Consider the following 15645-nt stretch of genomic DNA (forward strand, 5'->3'; position numbering starts at 1 on the left):
TCAATGCACCCAGGCAGGGATCATTTCGTGGTCGACAATGGCCTCGAACGCGCTCGACCGGTCTTCGGCCAACGCCATGGGCGTGCCGTCTGCGGCGTGAATGGCGAAGGCCGCTTCACCCTCATAGACGACAGGCTTGACATAGGCGACACGGCTCATGCCAAACTCCTTGAGATCCTGATGCGTCATACGACGCAGATCCGATATCGGTGCCTGAACCTTACCCGCTTCTTCGTCGTGCACGGTCTTGCTCATAATAAATTCTTTCTTTCGGTTCGACCCGGAAAACACGGACCGACTGGGCTCGTAGCCCGTTCTTTCCAGCGGCGGCTTCACAAACCCTGCGACGGCTTTACTCGTCGTCCAGATCGCGTATGGCGCGGCTGCGTCGCGGCTTGGGCATCTCGATATGGGTGGCCCGTGATACGGGGTGATCGCGGCGCCCGGCGCTGATCTCGATACGCTTGACCCGCACCTCAGGCTGGGGACGCAACAGATCGATATGCAGCAGCCCGTTATCGAGCCAGGCCTCACCGATCTCGATATTTTCCGCCAGCACGAAGGCCTTCTGGAACTGACGTGCTGCGATTCCGCGATGCAGAAACACCCTGCCCTGGCTGTCATCGGTCTGACGGCCACGGATGACCAGCTGGTTATCTTCCTGCGTGATGTGCAGATCGTCCATCACAAACCCGGCGACGGCCAGGGTGATGCGCAGCGTCGTCTGATTCAGCTGCTCGATATTATAGGGCGGGTATCCATCAGACGCCGTTTTGGACGCCCGTTCGAGCATCTGCTCCAGATGGTCGAAACCCAGAAACATGGGTGATGTAAACAGACGGCCTGACATGCAGCCTCCTCCATGAGCGAGACGGTAGTGCGATCGAGCCCTGAAGCGGCGCCGGATCACTTTCCCGATATGGTCATGTTTCACCCCCGGTGCAAGCCGCACCTGTGTTTCCCTGCGCTCATGGACGACTTGGTCAGACCGTTTAGAACTGGTTTTCTGCCCTGCGGTTCGTTACATCCCCAGCATCATGACAGCGCTCTCTTTCCTGACGGACATCGAGTCCATCGCCCCCACTCCGATTCTGGTTGCCCCCCAGCCCGTTCTGCGTGCCGTCGCACGCGAGGTGACGGCGGACGATATGGCGCTGGTCAGATCACATCTGCCCGGCATGTTCTCAGCCATGTACAAGGCCCCGGGCATCGGTCTGGCTGCCCCGCAGATCGGCCTTGGCCTGCGCTTTGCGCTGGTGGATGTCGCCGATGAGGGAGAGCGCAATCCTCTCGTGCTGATCAATCCCGAGATCATCGAAGAATCCGAGCAGCTTGCCGCCCGTGAGGAGGGATGCCTCTCTCTACCCAATCAATATGCCGAGGTGGTCCGTCCGCTCAACGTCCGTCTGCGCTATCGCACACTCGAGGGTACTCTCGAGGAACTGGAAGCTGACGATCTTCTCGCGACGTGCATCCAGCACGAGATCGACCATCTCGACGGCATTCTGTTCGTCGACCATCTCTCCAAGCTCAAGCGCAACATGATCATGCGTCGACTCGCCAAGGAACAGAAAGGGCGCTGACCCCATGCGTCTGGTTTTCATGGGCACGCCTGACTTTGCGGTGCCGGTCTTCGAGGCCCTTCGGGCCGACGGACATGAGATCGTTCATGTCTATACCCAGCCCCCGCGCCCCGCAGGGCGCGGCAAGGCGCTGCGTCCCTCGCCGGTGCAGAATGCTGCCGAGCAAGCCGGCATCACGGTACGCAGCCCCGTCAAGATCAGGAATAACGAAGACGAGCAGGCCTTTTTCGAGTCGCTCGACGTCGATCTGGGCATTGTGGTCGCCTATGGGCTGATCCTCCCCCAGAGGATGCTCGATGCCCCCAAAAGGGGCTGTCTGAACGTCCATGCCAGCCTGCTGCCGCGATGGCGTGGAGCCTCGCCGATCCAGTCCGCGCTGCTCGCAGGAGACGCCCGCAGTGGCATCTCGATCATGCAGATGGATGCCGGGCTCGATACGGGCGATGTTCTGGCAGAGGCGTCTATAGACCTTCCCGCTGATGAAACCGCCTCGACCCTGCATGACCGCCTGTCCTTTCTCGGCGCCGAATTGCTGATCGAAACGCTGCGCCGCCCCTTCGCGCCAGTGCCGCAATCCGATCGGGGCGTGACCTATGCCGAACGTCTGACCCGTGAAACCGGGCGCATCGACTGGCATAACCCGGCCGAGAGGCTAGACCGGCAGATCCGAGGGCTGACGCCATGGCCCGGCGCGTTTACCACGCAGGACGGCATCGTGCTCAAGATCGGCCACGCCCGTATCGTGGAGCGCTCACACGCTGCGACGCCGGGTGCCGCGTTGGACGATGCGCTGACCATTGCCTGCGGTAAGGATGCGCTTCAGATCCTGATGCTCCAGCGTCCAGGCAAGGCCATGATGGCGGCCTCCGACTTCCTGAGAGGCACGCCTGTGCCAAAGGGGACGATCCTTGGCGGCTGAGAATGCCAGCGAGACGGCCCCACAAAGCACGTCTGAAGGGGCGCGTGAGGGCCTCGCTCAGGGCTATACACGCTGGGCGCTCAAGATCGAATATGACGGTACCGGGCTGGTCGGCTGGCAGAGACAGAATAACGGCCTGTCGGTGCAGGAACTGCTCGAAGATGCGGCCTCCCGCCTCGTGGGCGACGCGCCGGTCATGAGCGCCACAGCCGGACGCACCGATGCCGGGGTGCACGCCTCGGCCATGGTGGTGCAGCTCGACCTGCCGAGCCAGGAACGGCTCGATGCGCGGCAGATACGCGACGGCATCAGTTTCCACCTAAAACCCCATCGCGTTGCGGTACTCGAAGCTGCCGAAGCCGCAGAAGGCTGGCATGCCCGGTTTTCTGCACTCTCGCGCCGATATCGCTATACGATACTGAACCGACCGACACGGCCGGTTCTGGACGTCGATCACGTCTGGCATGTCAGGCGCCCGCTCGATGCGCGGGCGATGCATGAGGCGGCGCAGACCCTTCTGGGGCGCCATGATTTCTCATCGTTCCGCGCGGCTGCCTGTCAGGCCAACAGCCCGATACGCACGCTTGACCGTCTCGACGTCATTCGTGACGGGATACATATCCATATCGATGTCGAGGCACGCTCTTTCCTGCATCATCAGGTGCGCAACCTGGCAGGCTCTCTACAGCTCGTCGGCAGCGGGCAATGGCCGGTGTCTAAGCTGCGCGAAGTGCTCGATGCCTGCGATCGCCGCAAGGCTGGACCCACGGCGCCGTCTGAAGGGCTGTGTCTCGTCGGGGTCGGCTATGCGCATGACCCGTTCAGCTGAACCGATCGGGCAGCTGAACCGATCAGGACTTCGGTAGTGGCGCCATGAGTTCATGAAGCGCATTGTAATGCGGTGGTAGAACTGCCGCGATGAGATAGAGCGCCGCAACAGAGAGATTCATCAACACCACCAGAACAGCAGCCTTGCCGCCGCTGATCTGCAACCCCTTGCGTGCAATGAACCAGCCGAGCCAGAGCTCGTAGATCTCGACACCGAGCATCACGATCCCAAGCACGGCGGGGGTCGATCCTACACCCGGCATGGCCAGCTCGACGATGCTGAGCGCGAACAGCGAGACCACAACCGGCAGCCAGCCGCACCAGAGCAGAGCCGTGGCATAGCGCGGCCAGCCGGCATCACGCCCCCAGAACGAGGCCGCGATCTGGGAGACGACCAGCCGGGTCAGCAGGGCCGCGACCAGGATCAGGACCTTCGTGACCTGCATCGCATCGAAATGCTGGGTGAACTGCGATAGCCCCATCACCACGAAAAGCGCGACACTCGGCGCGAGGGCCGACAGGAGCGCTTCGGGCGTGTTGCGAAACGCCTCGATACCCTGCGCATCACCGCGAGCAAGCTGCAGGACACCGCGCATGATGCGCGAAGCCGCCCCCGCAGGGGTATCGCCTGGGGTAGAAGAGCCGGTTTTCACAATCCGAATGCCTCAAGAAAATCACGGTAGATCAGAGCCAGTGCCTGCAAATCGGCAATGGCGACGCATTCATCTGCCTTGTGCATCGTTGCCCCCACAAGGCCGAATTCAGCAACGGGGCAATACTGGGCGATGAAACGCGCGTCCGAGGTTCCACCACCGGTATCCAGTTTGGGAACGCGCCCGGTATGACGGGACACGACCTCGGAAAGGGCTGCAACAGCCGCACCCGGCTCGGTCAGAAACGCTTCACCGCTGATACTCGCCTCGACCTGCGCAGAGGGCGCATGAAGCGAAACCGTATGGCGGATCCACTGCACCAGATCATCGCCGCGATGCTCGGTATTGAAGCGGATATTAAGCAGAGCCGTCGCCTTGCCCGGAATGATATTCGTGGCGGCATTGCCTACATCCACGCTCACCACCTGAAGGGACGAAGCGGCAAAATGAGCGTTGCCCTCATCGAGAACACGCGCAGTCAGCGCAGTCAGGATCGGCAGCAGGCGGTGAATCGGATTATCGGCCAGATGCGGGTAAGCGACATGGCCCTGCACGCCTGCGACCGTGATCCAAGCATTGAGGCTACCGCGTCGGCCAACCTTGATGACCTCTCCAAGCTGCTGAGGATTCGTGGGCTCGCCGAGAAGGCAGAAATCGGGGCGGTGCCCGTTTTCCATCATCCAGGGCAGAACCTCTTTTGTGCCGTGAAGGGCGGGGCCCTCCTCGTCACCGGTGATCAGCAGGCTGACCGACCCCTTAAGAGGCCGCTCTGCCTGGAGTAATGCCACCGCTGCGACAAAAGCGGCAATGCCGCCCTTCATATCGGCGATGCCACGCCCGTAGAGCTTACCGTCGGCGCATTGCGCGCCGAAGGGGTCGTGCGCCCAGCCTTCGCCGGGCGGCACCACATCGGTATGCCCCGCGAAACACAGATGCGGGCCCTTTTCGCCCAGGCGCGCGAAAAGATTAGGCGTCTGGCTGCCCTCAGGCCCGCAATCCACCCGAGCGGTACTGAAACCGAGACCCGACAAGGTGTCGGCGAGGAGAGCCATCGCCCCGTCATCGGCAGGCGTAACGGAACGGCAGCCGATCAGTTGACCGGCAAGGGCAACGACATCGAGAGACACGATCAGTCGCGCAGCAATTCGTTAATCGAGGTCTTGGAGCGCGTACGCTCATCGACCCGCTTGACGATAACGGCGCAGGCGAGATGCGGCGCGTCCGGCGTCCGGCCGGGAAGCGTACCGGGCACGACCACGGAATAGGCCGGGACACGCCCCATATGGATCTCACCTGTCGCGCGGTCGACGATCTTGGTCGAGGCGCCGATGAAAACACCCATGGAGAGAACCGAGCCACGCTCGACCACGACGCCCTCGGCAACTTCCGAACGCGCCCCGATGAAGCAATCGTCCTCGATAATGACCGGAGCAGCCTGCAACGGCTCGAGCACGCCGCCGATACCGGCGCCGCCGCTGATATGCACGTTCTTGCCGATCTGCGCGCAGGAACCGACTGTGGCCCAGGTATCGACCATAGTGCCGCTATCGACGCGCGCGCCGACATTGACGAAGCTCGGCATCAGCACTACGCCCGGCGCGATATAGGCCGAACGACGCACGATGGCACCGGGAACGGCACGGAAACCGGCTTCGGCAAAGCGGAACTGGTCCCAACCATCGAATTTCAGCGGCACCTTGTCGAAGCCGGGAACACCTCCGCAGGCACGCTCGGCAACCCGGCTATCGGTGATGCGGAAAGAAAGCAGAACGGCCTTCTTGAGCCACTCATGCACGACCCAGCCATTCTCACCCGGTTCAGCCACACGCAGCCGGCCTTCATCGAGAGCCGTGAGAGCATGCTCGATCGCTTCGCGCGCCTCGCCTTCCGTATGGGCATTGAGCGTGTCACGACGCTCCCACAGAGAGTCGATCACGGTGCGCAGGTCGGAGACGGGCATCTTCAGGCGTCCTTTGGCGGGGTTACTCAAGTGAGCGGACCATGCTCAGGACGCATCAAGAAGTCAACGAATCTTGCGCCGTACAGGCGTTAAGGATGAATTAAATACCAACAGCTATATTGGATCGCGAGCCAGGAAATGGGACTTTGGCCAGGAACCTCTATTATCGAGAGCGTCGCAAATCTTGCCTCTCTGCCTCCGGGAACACGCCAGATGAACGCATTCCTGTTGAACACCCTGCGTTCGACGCTCTCCAGTTTTATTTTCGGGAGTAGTGGAGCGTCCCCGCGGACGGGACCGCAGGACTGGAAGCAGCGCGAACTCGAGTTCCAGGCCTCGCTTCTTGAGACCCTACGCGCGGCTATTTCGGTATCTGAAGGGCTGAGGCAGGCTTTCGAGCAATTCTGCGCCCAGACAAAACCTCAGCGCGGTGTTCTCATGAGTGCGGGGGCGCTCGTCATACCGCCCCCCTCGGAGCCGCAATTGCATGTTCTTCACTCCTGGCCGAAGCAGGACAGGACATCGCGTGAGGAGTTCGGCGGCCAGCGTAGCAGCACCAATCTCTGCCTGCGGGCGATTACGGAAATCCGGCATCAGGGAGAAATTGGCATCTTCGTCTATTTTCCCCATCGCTTTCCGACTCGCGCTGCGGAGGCCTTCAGACGCGTGCTCGACACGCTGATCCAGACAGCGGCGGCGATGATCGAGGTCGATCATCGCTATCGTGTACTGATGCGTGCCCTGCCCTACGACCCTTTGACGCATCTGCCAATCTGGTCGCTGTTTCGCGAAAAAGTCGAAAGGCGCTTACCTCGGCTCGATCGGGAGCATCTTCCCGCGACACTGATGCTCGTCAGCTTTTCCGGATTACTGAATACGCCGCAGGGTCTGATCGATGCAGACGATGCCATCGAGCAGATCGCGCATGTTCGCGATGCCATCGCCTTTCTGCAGCGCGCCATCCGCCCGACCGATCTGATCGGACAGCTGGACCGCGAAAGTTTCGTGCTCTGGCTCGATGGGGGGGACCGTTTTGCCTCGGTCGAGCGCGCCGATCAGATATGCAAAAGACGCTATCTCTGTTCTGCGGGAGCCAATCCTCTGGTTTCGGTCAAAATCGGCCTTGTAACGCGCGAACCGCATTCAACTGACACGGTGGACGCCTTTTTCGAGAGAGCACGCCTCGCTCTCTCGATCGCCCATGAAGAAAGCGTGGACTGGTATTTCGCCCACGAAAATGCCTGATCAGGCAGCGCGGATAAGCGTGCCTGATCCCTTATGGGTGAAGAGTTCGAGCAGGCAGGCGTGAGGCACACGTCCGTCGAGGATCACCGCCGCACTGGCCCCTGCCTTGACCGCGGCGAGACAGGTCTCGACCTTGGGGATCATACCGCCTGAAATCGACCCGTCGGCAATACGACGCTGCGCTTCTTCTGCGGTCAGTTCAGGAATGAGCTTGCCGTTTTCGTCAAGGACACCTGCCACATCGGTCAGCATCAGCAGACGCGAGGCATTGACACTGCCCGCAATCGCCCCGGCAGCGGTGTCCGCATTGATATTATAGGTTTCGCCCTTCTCGCCCACACCGACCGGGGCAATCACGGGGATGAGCCCGGAGCCGAGCAGGGAATAGAGTACACGCGGATCGATCTTTGTGGGCTCACCCACGAAGCCGAGATCCTGCACTTCTTCCTGCCCCGAGCACGCGTTGCGGCTGCGGTGCATCAGCTTGCGCGCCTGCAACAGCCCGCCATCCTTGCCCGAAATACCAACAGCCAGAGCGCCGGCGCGGTTGATGAGATCGGCCACCTGCTTGTTGACGCTGCCCGAAAGCACCATCTCGATGACGTCGATCGCCGCCTGATCGGTGACACGAAGCCCATCGACGAAGCGGGACTCGATTTCAAGACGTTTGAGCATGGCGCTGATCTGGGGGCCACCGCCATGCACGACGATCGGGTTGATGCCGACCAGTTTCAGCAGGGCGATGTCGCGACCGAAGGCGCTCGAAAGATGATCCTTGCTCATGGCGTTACCGCCATATTTCACGACGATCGTGTCACCGGCATAACGACGCAGAAAAGGGAGGGCACTGGCAAGCAGGGCTGCCTGCTGCTGGCCTTCGTCATTCATGTCAGGGAGGGTGAACTCCGCTGCGTCCTTCTTCATCCCTGCTCCCCTTCCGCTCCTGAGCCCGCACAGGAGCGGGCGATTTCGGCACGCAAAGTCTCGATGCCCAGTGCGGTTTCGCTGCTGGTGATCACGATATGCGGATAAGCTGCCGCATGCTTGGCCAGTACGGCATCAACCTCGGCAATCTTGGCTTTGAGCTTGTTCGGCCCCATGCCATCGGCCTTGGTCAGCACGACCTGAAACAGCACGGCAGCGCGGTCGAGCATCTCCATCACGTCGCGATCGGCCTGTTTCAGCTCGATGCGTGCATCGAGCAGCAGAAAGACGCGTGTCAGGGTCGGGCGGCCGCGAAGATAGGCAAACATCATTGTCTGCCATTCTTCTTTCACCGACTTGGCCGCTTTCGCAAAGCCATAGCCAGGCATGTCGACCAGGGCCAACCTGCCGCCGAGATTGAAGAAATTGAGCTGTTTGGTGCGGCCTGGCTCGGAAGAGGCGCGGGCCAGCCTGTTACGCCCGGTAAGAGCATTGATCAGGCTGGACTTGCCGACATTGGAGCGCCCCGCAAAAGCCACTTCCGGCCCGGCGAGCGGCGGAAGCTGGTCGAGCTTCTGTGCGCCAAAAAAGAACTCGCATTCAGCAGCGAAAAGCAGACGACCGTTCTCGATCTGCTCGTCGGTGAAAACGGTCGGATCTTCTTTCTGGGTCACGACTTGCTGACGGCCTTGCCGCCCTTCTGAACCTTGCGATCGATCTGAACCTGAATGAGCTTCTGCTGGGCGTAGCTCAGAATGTTGTTCCAGGTATAGTAGATGACGATACCTGCCGAGAGACGCCCCAGGAAGATCGTATAGATGACCGGCATGAACTGCATGATCTTCTGCTGCGCCGGGTCCATGCTGACCATGCTCTGACGCTGCATCAGCCAGATGGTGATGCCGAACAGGATGGGCCAGATGCCGACATGCAGCATTTCGGGCATGAAGCTGGGATTGAACGGCAGAAGACCGAAGAGATTGAAGATGGTGGTCGGATCGGGTGCCGACAGATCGCGTATCCAGCCGTAGAACGGCGCATGACGCATCTCGATGGTGATGTTCAGCACCTTGTAGAGGCAAAATGCGACTGGTGCCTGGACCAGAAGCGGCAAGCAGCCCCCGGCCGGGTTGACACCCTCTTCCTTGTAAAGCGCCATGATCTGCTGGTTCTGGGCCAGCTGGTCACCCTTGTTATGCTCGCGGATGGCCTGGATGCGCGGCGAGAGCGTGCGCATACGCGCCATCGACGCGAATGACTTGGTGGCGAGCGGATACAGGATCAGCTTGATGATCAACGTCATGATCAGCAGCGCGATGCCGAAATTGCCGACCTTGTCATACAGCCAGTGCAGCACATGGAACATCGGGCGCGTCAGGAACGCGAACCAGCCGAAATCCACCGCCTTGTAGAAATACGGAATGTGCAGGTCGTTGGTATACTGGTCGAGGAGATTGACCTCCTTCGCCCCGGCAAAAACCATGCTGGTCGTCTGCACCGTCGAGCCCGGCGCGATCTGGATCGGCTGGCTGGACTGGGTATCGACGATATAGGAGCCTTCCTTGGCGTTGGGCACAAAGCGGTAATGCACCGAAACAGCGGCCTTCTGGTCGGGGATAACCGCCGTGAGCCAGTATTTGTCTGTGATACCTGCCCAACCACCTACGCCATCGGCAGACCAGGCCGAGTTGTCGGGCTTGGTCGCGCCCTTGCGCATGGTCTTGTAGGATTCCTCGTCCAGTCGGTCATTCATGACCGAAAGCGGGCCTTCCTGCACGATCATCCCGCCGGTTTCGAGCGGTTTGTAATCACGCTCGACACGCTGGAACGGCGTGAGCGAAACCGGCGCCCCTGCCTGATTCTGAACGCTCTGGGTAATCGCGAACAGATAGCGACGATCCAGCTTGATCTCGATTTTGAAAATCAGCCCCTGCCCGTTATCCCACTGCATGGTGACAGGGTGATCAGGGGTGAGCGTCTTATCGTCACTCGCCCAGTCGGTCGTCGCATCCGGCAGATGCAGGGTCGAGCCCGCTGGCGCCTGCCAGCCCAGCTCGACAAAACTCGGCTGCGGACCCTCTCCATTCTCGAGCAAGCGCACCAGCGGCGAGTTCTTGTCCAGCGTCTCGCGGTAATGCGTGAGGACCAGATTATCGAAACGGGCACCGCGCAGGCTGAAAGAGCCTGTCGCATCCGGCCCGTCAATGGCGATACGACCGGCAGGTCCTGCGGCTGCAGCCGGGCCATTGGCCGGAGCGCCACCGGGCGCCGCCACGGGCAGAGCGGAGACCTTGCCGCCCGCTTCGGGCCCCTTGCCCTGGGCCTGCTGATTTGTCTGGGTCTCGACGTCTTTCTTCGCGTGCTGAGGCACGAAATAATCGAAGCCGACCACAATCGCGGCCGAGAGACTGGTTGCCACGATGATGCGCTTGATATCCATCAGCCGAATACCGGTCTTTCCAATGAGAATGAAACGAATAGCGAGAGACACAAGCCGGAAGCTGCGTCCGTAGCGGTTCAAGTGGCCGAATTCCGGTCACAAAACAATAGGCGCGGGTGGAATTCGGCATTTTATGCCTGTCAGGGCACCGGATCCACGCCCCCGCGGCAATAGGGATGGCAACGCGCGAGACGATGCACCGTCAGCCAGAGGCCGCGCCCTATGCCATGACGGGTCAGGGCTTCCTGAGCATATGCACTGCACGAAGGATGGAAACGGCAGTTTGTGCCGAGCTGCGGGCTGATGAAGCGGCGATAGACATGCAATAAAATCAGAAGGCAGGAGAGAACCAGCTTTCTGACCGATTCCATCACAGAGCCTGTCCCTTTTTCAGGGCATGTTCCAGATCGGCAATGAGTTTGCCGAAAGGGCGGCCTCTGGTCGAATCGCGTCCAATGAGAACGAGATCTACCGCAGCGAGATCGCTCTCGGAGGCCACATGGCGCAACGCCGCCCTCAGGCGGCGGCGCGTGCGGTTACGCACGACGGCGTTACCGACTTTTTTAGTTACAGTAAATCCGACGCGGGCCGGGGCTTCCTCATCTGTTTTCAGAACCTGAAGCACGAGACCCGATGTGGCGACCTTGCGCCCCCGGCTGGCGACCCGAAGAAATTCGGGCCTTTTCCGAAGCTTTTGGGGCTGGCCTGCCAAGTCGAAATCAGGCCGAGAGCTTCTTGCGGCCCTTGGCGCGACGGTTGTTGATGACGCGACGGCCACCGACGGTTTCCATACGGGCGCGGAAGCCGTGGCGACGCTTGCGGACGAGCTTGGACGGTTGATAGGTACGCTTCATGGCGTCATTCCTCAAGGCAATGATTGACGGCAAGGCCAGTGAAGGCCCACCCTGACAAGAAGACGACACAAGGCTGACGCCATCTTCCTCTGTGCGCGGGCTTTTACGAGCCCAGAACTGCCCTGTCAATCAAATCAAGGAGTCTGACCATGACCCAGGCACGGGATTTATCGCCGGATGATGCTGAAAAGCGCCTCTCGACGCTTCGGCACGATCTACGCAACGATCTCGCAACGGCATTGCTCGCCGCAGACCTTCTCACAAACAACGCCGATGACACGGTCAAACGTCATGCCACAAGCATCGTCGCCGCCCTGGAAAAGGCTACCGACCGTCTGAAACGCTCCAAAAAGCCCGTCTGAGCGGGCAGTCCGCCCGGCAGCATCCTGCCGGGCGTAAGGCACGATCAGAAAGTGTCTTTCTGAATGATCTCGATCTTGTAGCCATCGGGATCTTCCACGAACGCGATGATTGTCGTGCCGAATTTTACCGGCCCGGCCTCGCGCGTCACCTTGCCGCCGCCTGCGCGAATCTTTTCGACCGTTGCCGCCGCATCTGGCACGCCGATGGCAAAGTGACCGAAACCATTTCCCAGTTCGTAAGGCGTGGCCTGATCCCAGTTGTAGGTCAGCTCGACTTCGGCCTCGCCATGGGCGTTATCGTTGAAGCCAAGATAGACGAGCGTGTAGCGGCCGTCAGGCACTTCCCGACGACGGATCTCACGCATGCCGAGCAGCTTGTAATAGGCCACGCTCTTGTCGAGATCGAACACGCGGATCATCGTGTGCAAATAGGTCGCCATGGTTTTACTCCCGAAAAATAAGGCTCAGCCTGCGCCCTGACTTTCGGCGCGACTCAAGCCGTAGAGAAACAATCCCAGACGGTCGGCGGTTGCCTCGCATTCAGCAGGATCGGTCAACAAGGTGAAGCCCGTTTCAAAGGCGATGCCACGCAAGCCCGCTGCCTGCGCATTGACGACAGTATCGGGGCCGATCGTCGGCATATCCGCCCGAGCCTCTTGGCCCGGTTTGAGCATTTTCACCAGAACACCACCTGGCCCAGGCTGCCGCAGGCGCGAAGCCCGCTCGAGCATCTGGTCCGTGCCTTCTATCGCCTCGACAGCGAGAACCAGCCCGTCCTGCACGATACAGCCCTGACCGATATCGAGAGCGCCGAGACCGCGCACGACCGCTACCCCCCTCGCAATATCGCCCTTAGCCTGAGCGTCTGGCTGCACGCTCCCCAAAGCCCCTACCCTGCCGAGAGAATGGGTCAGAAACTCATGGGCACCGCGCACGCGAAACCCTTCTTCGCCAAAAATACGCACGAGCGCGCCCAGCAATCCGTCATCGCCCGAGAAAAGCGCGCGCCCGAGACGTGCAAGGAGCCTCGCCCCTTCGGCATCGGGGCGCAGATCGCGCAAGGCAGGGCGCCGTACCGGCCCGATGAGCACGATGTCGCCGCAATCTGCCTGACGCAGTGAGGAGAGAATGTCGCCAGCCGCAGCAAGACGGATGATACGATGAGGCCAGTGACGGATCTGGTCGAGATCGACGAAATCCTGAAACCCGATGATGAAGACCTCGCGGCCCTGACGTCGGGCAGATTCGGCAACCTGAAAAGGCAGCGGCCCGCCGCCCGCCAGAATGCCGATCGTGTTACCTGTCACGCGCCCTCGGTTTCCGCCGAAAGCTGTGCGGGGCTCGCCGCACGCACCAGGCCGCGTCGGCTCTGCACTTCCATGAACGCAATGATTTCCTGAACACGCGCGCTCTGCGGGAAGTCACGTTTGACCGAAGCGAGACGTGACTCGAGCACGGCTTCATTGCGTCCCGTGCGCGGATAGAGAATGCGGAACGCCCGGCGCATCTGCTGGATTTCTTCAGCGCTGACACCCTGACGGCGCAACCATATCCAGTGCAGACCTACCAGACGCGCACGATTGCCGAGTACGCTGCCATATGGAATGACATCGGCCTCGACACCGCACACGCCACCGACCAGCGCCCCGCGTCCGATACGCACGAACTGGTGCAATGCCGCAGCGCCCATGATGCGTGCACCGTCACCGATTTCGACATGGCCGCCCATGACGACATTATTGACGATGATAACGCCGTCACCGATGTCGCAATCATGCGCCACATGCGCATTCGCCATGATCAGGCAATGCGCGCCAACCCGCGTCAAGGCAGTGCCCTGCGCCGTACCGCGGTGGATGGTGACGTTTTCGCGAATGACCGTATGAGCGCCGATGGTGCAACGCGTCGGCTCTCCACGGTATTTGAGATCCTGCGGTGCAAGCCCGACCGTCACGAAGGGATAGATTTCAACCTGGGCACCGATATCGGTTACGCCGTCTATGATGACACTGGCGTGCAGCCTTACGCCCTCACCGAGAGTCACATCGGGACCTATCGAACACCAGGGCCCGATGGTGACGTTCTCACCGAGAACTGCCTCAGGGGCGACGAGGGCACTCGGATGTATGGTGACGGTGCTGGGCCATTTTGACACGGAACGATCCACGAAGCTGTTTTAACCCATAATCATGGCGCTGAAGGTCGCCTCGGCAACCGACACGCCATCCACGCGTGCAACACCCTTGAACCGCCAGACATTGGCGCGGGCGCGCTCCTTGACAACCGTGATATGCAGCTGATCGCCGGGGCCGACAGGACGACGGAACTTGGCGCCCTCGATGGTCATGAAATAGACCAGCTTGCCCTCGAAAGCGTCACCAAGCGTCAGCACGACCAGCGTTGCAGCGGTCTGGGCCATTGCCTCGACGATTAGCACACCGGGCATCACCGGCTGCGCGGGAAAATGCCCCGTGAAAAACGGCTCGTTGATAGTGACATTCTTGATGCCGGTTGCCGATTCACCGAGCTTGATGTCGACCATTTTGTCGATCATCAGGAAAGGGTAACGGTGTGGGATGGCCGACATGATGCGCATGATATCGATCGCCTCGATATCGACTGCTGCCGTTTCGGCGGTCACTTCCTTGTTCTTCTCTTCCGCAGAGGCGTCCAATGTTCTGCTCACTTCTTGTTCCTGAACGAGACGGGCAAGCCACCGCGTTCATCCGTCACAAACGTGACGGCAGGTTTAATATGTCCGCCCGCTTCTAGCAAAACTCTGTAGTCGTGACCACAGGCAGCCTGACGAGGCTCACGCCTCGCTCTTGCCGTCTTTCTTCGCCAGACGTCGCAGGAACGCCACATTGCGGAAGAACTCCCTGAAGGGCATGGCCGGGCTGCCAATCACATCGGCACCGGCTTCGACATCGGACATCACGCCACACTGCGCGCCGACCCGCGCCTTGTCACCGATCTTGATATGGCCGATGAGCCCTGCCTGCGCCGCAATGGTAACGAAATCGCCGAGCTCGGTCGAACCGGAAATTCCAGCCTGCGAGACGACGATACAGCACCGTCCAAGCTGGGCATTGTGACCGATCTGCACCAGATTATCGATGCGCGTACCCGCGCCGATAATGGTGTCGCGCATGGAGCCACGGTCAATCGTCGAGTTGGCGCCGATCTCGACATCATGACCCAGCAGAACACGGCCAAGCTGCGGCACCGTCTCGAAACCAGCAGGCCCAACAGCAAAACCGAACCCGTCCTGACCGATACGGGCACCGGGATAAAGCGTCACGCGATCGCCCAGCATGGCATGAGACAACGAGACATGCGCGCCAATGCGATTATGCGCGCCAATCACGACCCCAACGCCAATTGCTGCATGGGCCGAGATCACGGTCCCAGCACCGATTTCCGCATGGGCGCCGATCGTGACGAAGGGACCGATCTCGACCCCCTCACCCAGCGATGCCGTCTCATCGACCAGCGCGGTGGGGTGCACGCCGGGGCGCGACGGCATGACAGGATGAAACCGCGCCGCAATACGCGCCCAAGCGAGATACGGCGCCTTGCTGACGAGACCGATCACACCGGGCGGTAGCTTATCCGTAAAGGCAGGACCGAGAATGACGGCCCCGGCCTTGGTCTCTGCCAGAAGAGGCAGATAGCGCCTGTTGTCGAGGAAGCTGATCTCTTGGCTCGTCGCCGCCTGAAGAGGCGCCACGCCGCGCAGACTTACCTCGCCTGCCCCGTCGCGCCTAACGATCTCCGCATCTGCGCAGGCAGCGAGTTCCTCTATAGAAAAAGGTCCCTGACGATCGAAAAAACGCGGATCGCCAGGAAGAGCGTCAGGCAGGGTCGAGGTCATGAC

General features: G+C 60.8%; 21 protein-coding genes. 5 read left to right on the forward strand and 16 right to left on the reverse strand.

The window, feature by feature from the left end:
* Complete coding sequence (locus tag ABHV46_RS03605) at positions 1-255, reverse strand: DUF1150 family protein (RefSeq protein WP_336945011.1); 255 nt, start codon at positions 253-255, stop codon at positions 1-3.
* Positions 256-352: 97 nt separating this feature from the next.
* Positions 353-850, reverse strand: coding sequence for an Hsp20 family protein (locus ABHV46_RS03610; protein WP_336945010.1), 498 nt, complete (start codon positions 848-850; stop codon positions 353-355).
* Positions 851-1037: 187 nt separating this feature from the next.
* Here ABHV46_RS03610 and def point away from each other — a divergent pair, with 187 nt between their 5' ends.
* From def to truA, 3 genes are all read left to right on the forward strand, one after another.
* Positions 1038-1583, forward strand: a complete 546-nt coding sequence (def, locus tag ABHV46_RS03615) for a peptide deformylase (protein ID WP_336945009.1) — start codon at positions 1038-1040, stop codon at positions 1581-1583.
* A gap of 4 nt (positions 1584-1587) precedes the next feature.
* Positions 1588-2502, forward strand: a complete 915-nt coding sequence (gene fmt, locus ABHV46_RS03620; protein ID WP_438382764.1) for a methionyl-tRNA formyltransferase — start codon at positions 1588-1590, stop codon at positions 2500-2502.
* Between the two features lie 85 nt (positions 2503-2587).
* Positions 2588-3331 (forward strand): tRNA pseudouridine(38-40) synthase TruA, encoded by a 744-nt coding sequence (gene truA, locus ABHV46_RS03625; protein ID WP_438384222.1) that lies wholly within the window; start codon positions 2588-2590, stop codon positions 3329-3331.
* Positions 3332-3353: 22 nt separating this feature from the next.
* Here the strand turns inward: truA and ABHV46_RS03630 are convergent, their stop codons facing one another.
* The 3 genes from ABHV46_RS03630 to dapD are packed head-to-tail and all read right to left on the reverse strand — an operon-like array spanning position 3354 to position 5943.
* Complete coding sequence (locus ABHV46_RS03630; protein WP_438382766.1) at positions 3354-3983, reverse strand: hypothetical protein; 630 nt, start codon at positions 3981-3983, stop codon at positions 3354-3356.
* Complete coding sequence (gene dapE / locus ABHV46_RS03635; protein WP_438382770.1) at positions 3980-5110, reverse strand: succinyl-diaminopimelate desuccinylase; 1131 nt, start codon at positions 5108-5110, stop codon at positions 3980-3982. The genes ABHV46_RS03630 and dapE overlap by 4 nt, the downstream gene beginning before the upstream one ends.
* A gap of 2 nt (positions 5111-5112) precedes the next feature.
* A complete protein-coding gene (gene dapD, locus ABHV46_RS03640; protein WP_438382772.1) occupies positions 5113-5943 on the reverse strand; it encodes a 2,3,4,5-tetrahydropyridine-2,6-dicarboxylate N-succinyltransferase in 831 nt (276 codons plus the stop codon).
* A 213-nt stretch (positions 5944-6156) separates the two neighbouring features.
* On the opposite strand from dapD, the gene ABHV46_RS03645 reads away from it, so the two are divergent.
* The gene (locus tag ABHV46_RS03645; RefSeq protein WP_438382774.1) at positions 6157-7188 is read left to right on the forward strand and encodes a GGDEF domain-containing protein; all 1032 of its coding nucleotides are present in this window, start codon (positions 6157-6159) and stop codon (positions 7186-7188) included.
* Here ABHV46_RS03645 and argB read toward each other — a convergent pair whose 3' ends face one another.
* From argB to rpmH, 6 genes are all read right to left on the reverse strand, one after another.
* Entirely contained in the window at positions 7189-8112 is a 924-nt protein-coding gene (gene argB / locus ABHV46_RS03650; protein ID WP_336945002.1) for an acetylglutamate kinase, read from the reverse strand.
* Positions 8109-8786 carry a ribosome biogenesis GTP-binding protein YihA/YsxC gene (gene yihA, locus ABHV46_RS03655; protein ID WP_336945001.1) on the reverse strand — a complete coding sequence of 226 codons (678 nt, stop codon included), beginning with the start codon at positions 8784-8786 and terminating at the stop codon, positions 8109-8111. Before yihA ends, argB begins: the two co-directional genes overlap by 4 nt.
* On the reverse strand, positions 8783-10552 hold the full coding sequence (gene yidC, locus ABHV46_RS03660; RefSeq protein WP_438384225.1) for a membrane protein insertase YidC: 1770 nt from the start codon (positions 10550-10552) through the stop codon (positions 8783-8785). Before yidC ends, yihA begins: the two co-directional genes overlap by 4 nt.
* A 140-nt stretch (positions 10553-10692) precedes the next feature.
* A complete protein-coding gene (gene yidD, locus ABHV46_RS03665) occupies positions 10693-10923 on the reverse strand; it encodes a membrane protein insertion efficiency factor YidD (RefSeq protein WP_438382777.1) in 231 nt (76 codons plus the stop codon).
* Entirely contained in the window at positions 10923-11264 is a 342-nt protein-coding gene (gene rnpA, locus ABHV46_RS03670; RefSeq protein ID WP_336944998.1) for a ribonuclease P protein component, read from the reverse strand. Before rnpA ends, yidD begins: the two co-directional genes overlap by 1 nt.
* Before the next feature lie 7 nt (positions 11265-11271).
* Entirely contained in the window at positions 11272-11406 is a 135-nt protein-coding gene (gene rpmH / locus ABHV46_RS03675; protein ID WP_023978518.1) for a 50S ribosomal protein L34, read from the reverse strand.
* A 149-nt stretch (positions 11407-11555) separates the two neighbouring features.
* Here rpmH and ABHV46_RS03680 point away from each other — a divergent pair, with 149 nt between their 5' ends.
* A complete protein-coding gene (locus tag ABHV46_RS03680) occupies positions 11556-11768 on the forward strand; it encodes a hypothetical protein (RefSeq protein ID WP_336944997.1) in 213 nt (70 codons plus the stop codon).
* A gap of 44 nt (positions 11769-11812) precedes the next feature.
* On the opposite strand, the gene gloA is transcribed toward ABHV46_RS03680, so the two are convergent.
* The 5 genes from gloA to lpxD all read right to left on the reverse strand — a co-directional run bounded on the left by gloA (position 11813) and on the right by lpxD (position 15642).
* Positions 11813-12208: a lactoylglutathione lyase gene (gene gloA / locus ABHV46_RS03685; RefSeq protein ID WP_438382780.1), complete on the reverse strand. Its 396-nt coding sequence runs from the start codon at positions 12206-12208 to the stop codon at positions 11813-11815.
* Between the two features lie 24 nt (positions 12209-12232).
* Positions 12233-13075 (reverse strand): LpxI family protein, encoded by an 843-nt coding sequence (locus ABHV46_RS03690; protein ID WP_438382783.1) that lies wholly within the window; start codon positions 13073-13075, stop codon positions 12233-12235.
* Positions 13072-13923, reverse strand: coding sequence for an acyl-ACP--UDP-N-acetylglucosamine O-acyltransferase (gene lpxA, locus ABHV46_RS03695; protein WP_438382785.1), 852 nt, complete (start codon positions 13921-13923; stop codon positions 13072-13074). The genes ABHV46_RS03690 and lpxA overlap by 4 nt, the downstream gene beginning before the upstream one ends.
* 21 nt (positions 13924-13944) lie before the next feature.
* On the reverse strand, positions 13945-14364 hold the full coding sequence (gene fabZ / locus ABHV46_RS03700; RefSeq protein WP_025841234.1) for a 3-hydroxyacyl-ACP dehydratase FabZ: 420 nt from the start codon (positions 14362-14364) through the stop codon (positions 13945-13947).
* 216 nt (positions 14365-14580) lie between these two features.
* Positions 14581-15642, reverse strand: coding sequence for a UDP-3-O-(3-hydroxymyristoyl)glucosamine N-acyltransferase (lpxD, locus tag ABHV46_RS03705; RefSeq protein ID WP_438382787.1), 1062 nt, complete (start codon positions 15640-15642; stop codon positions 14581-14583).
* Between the last annotated feature and the right edge of the window lie 3 nt (positions 15643-15645).

The organism is Asaia sp. BMEF1 (genome assembly GCF_051628905.1).
Taxonomy (GTDB): Bacteria; Pseudomonadota; Alphaproteobacteria; order Acetobacterales; family Acetobacteraceae; genus Asaia.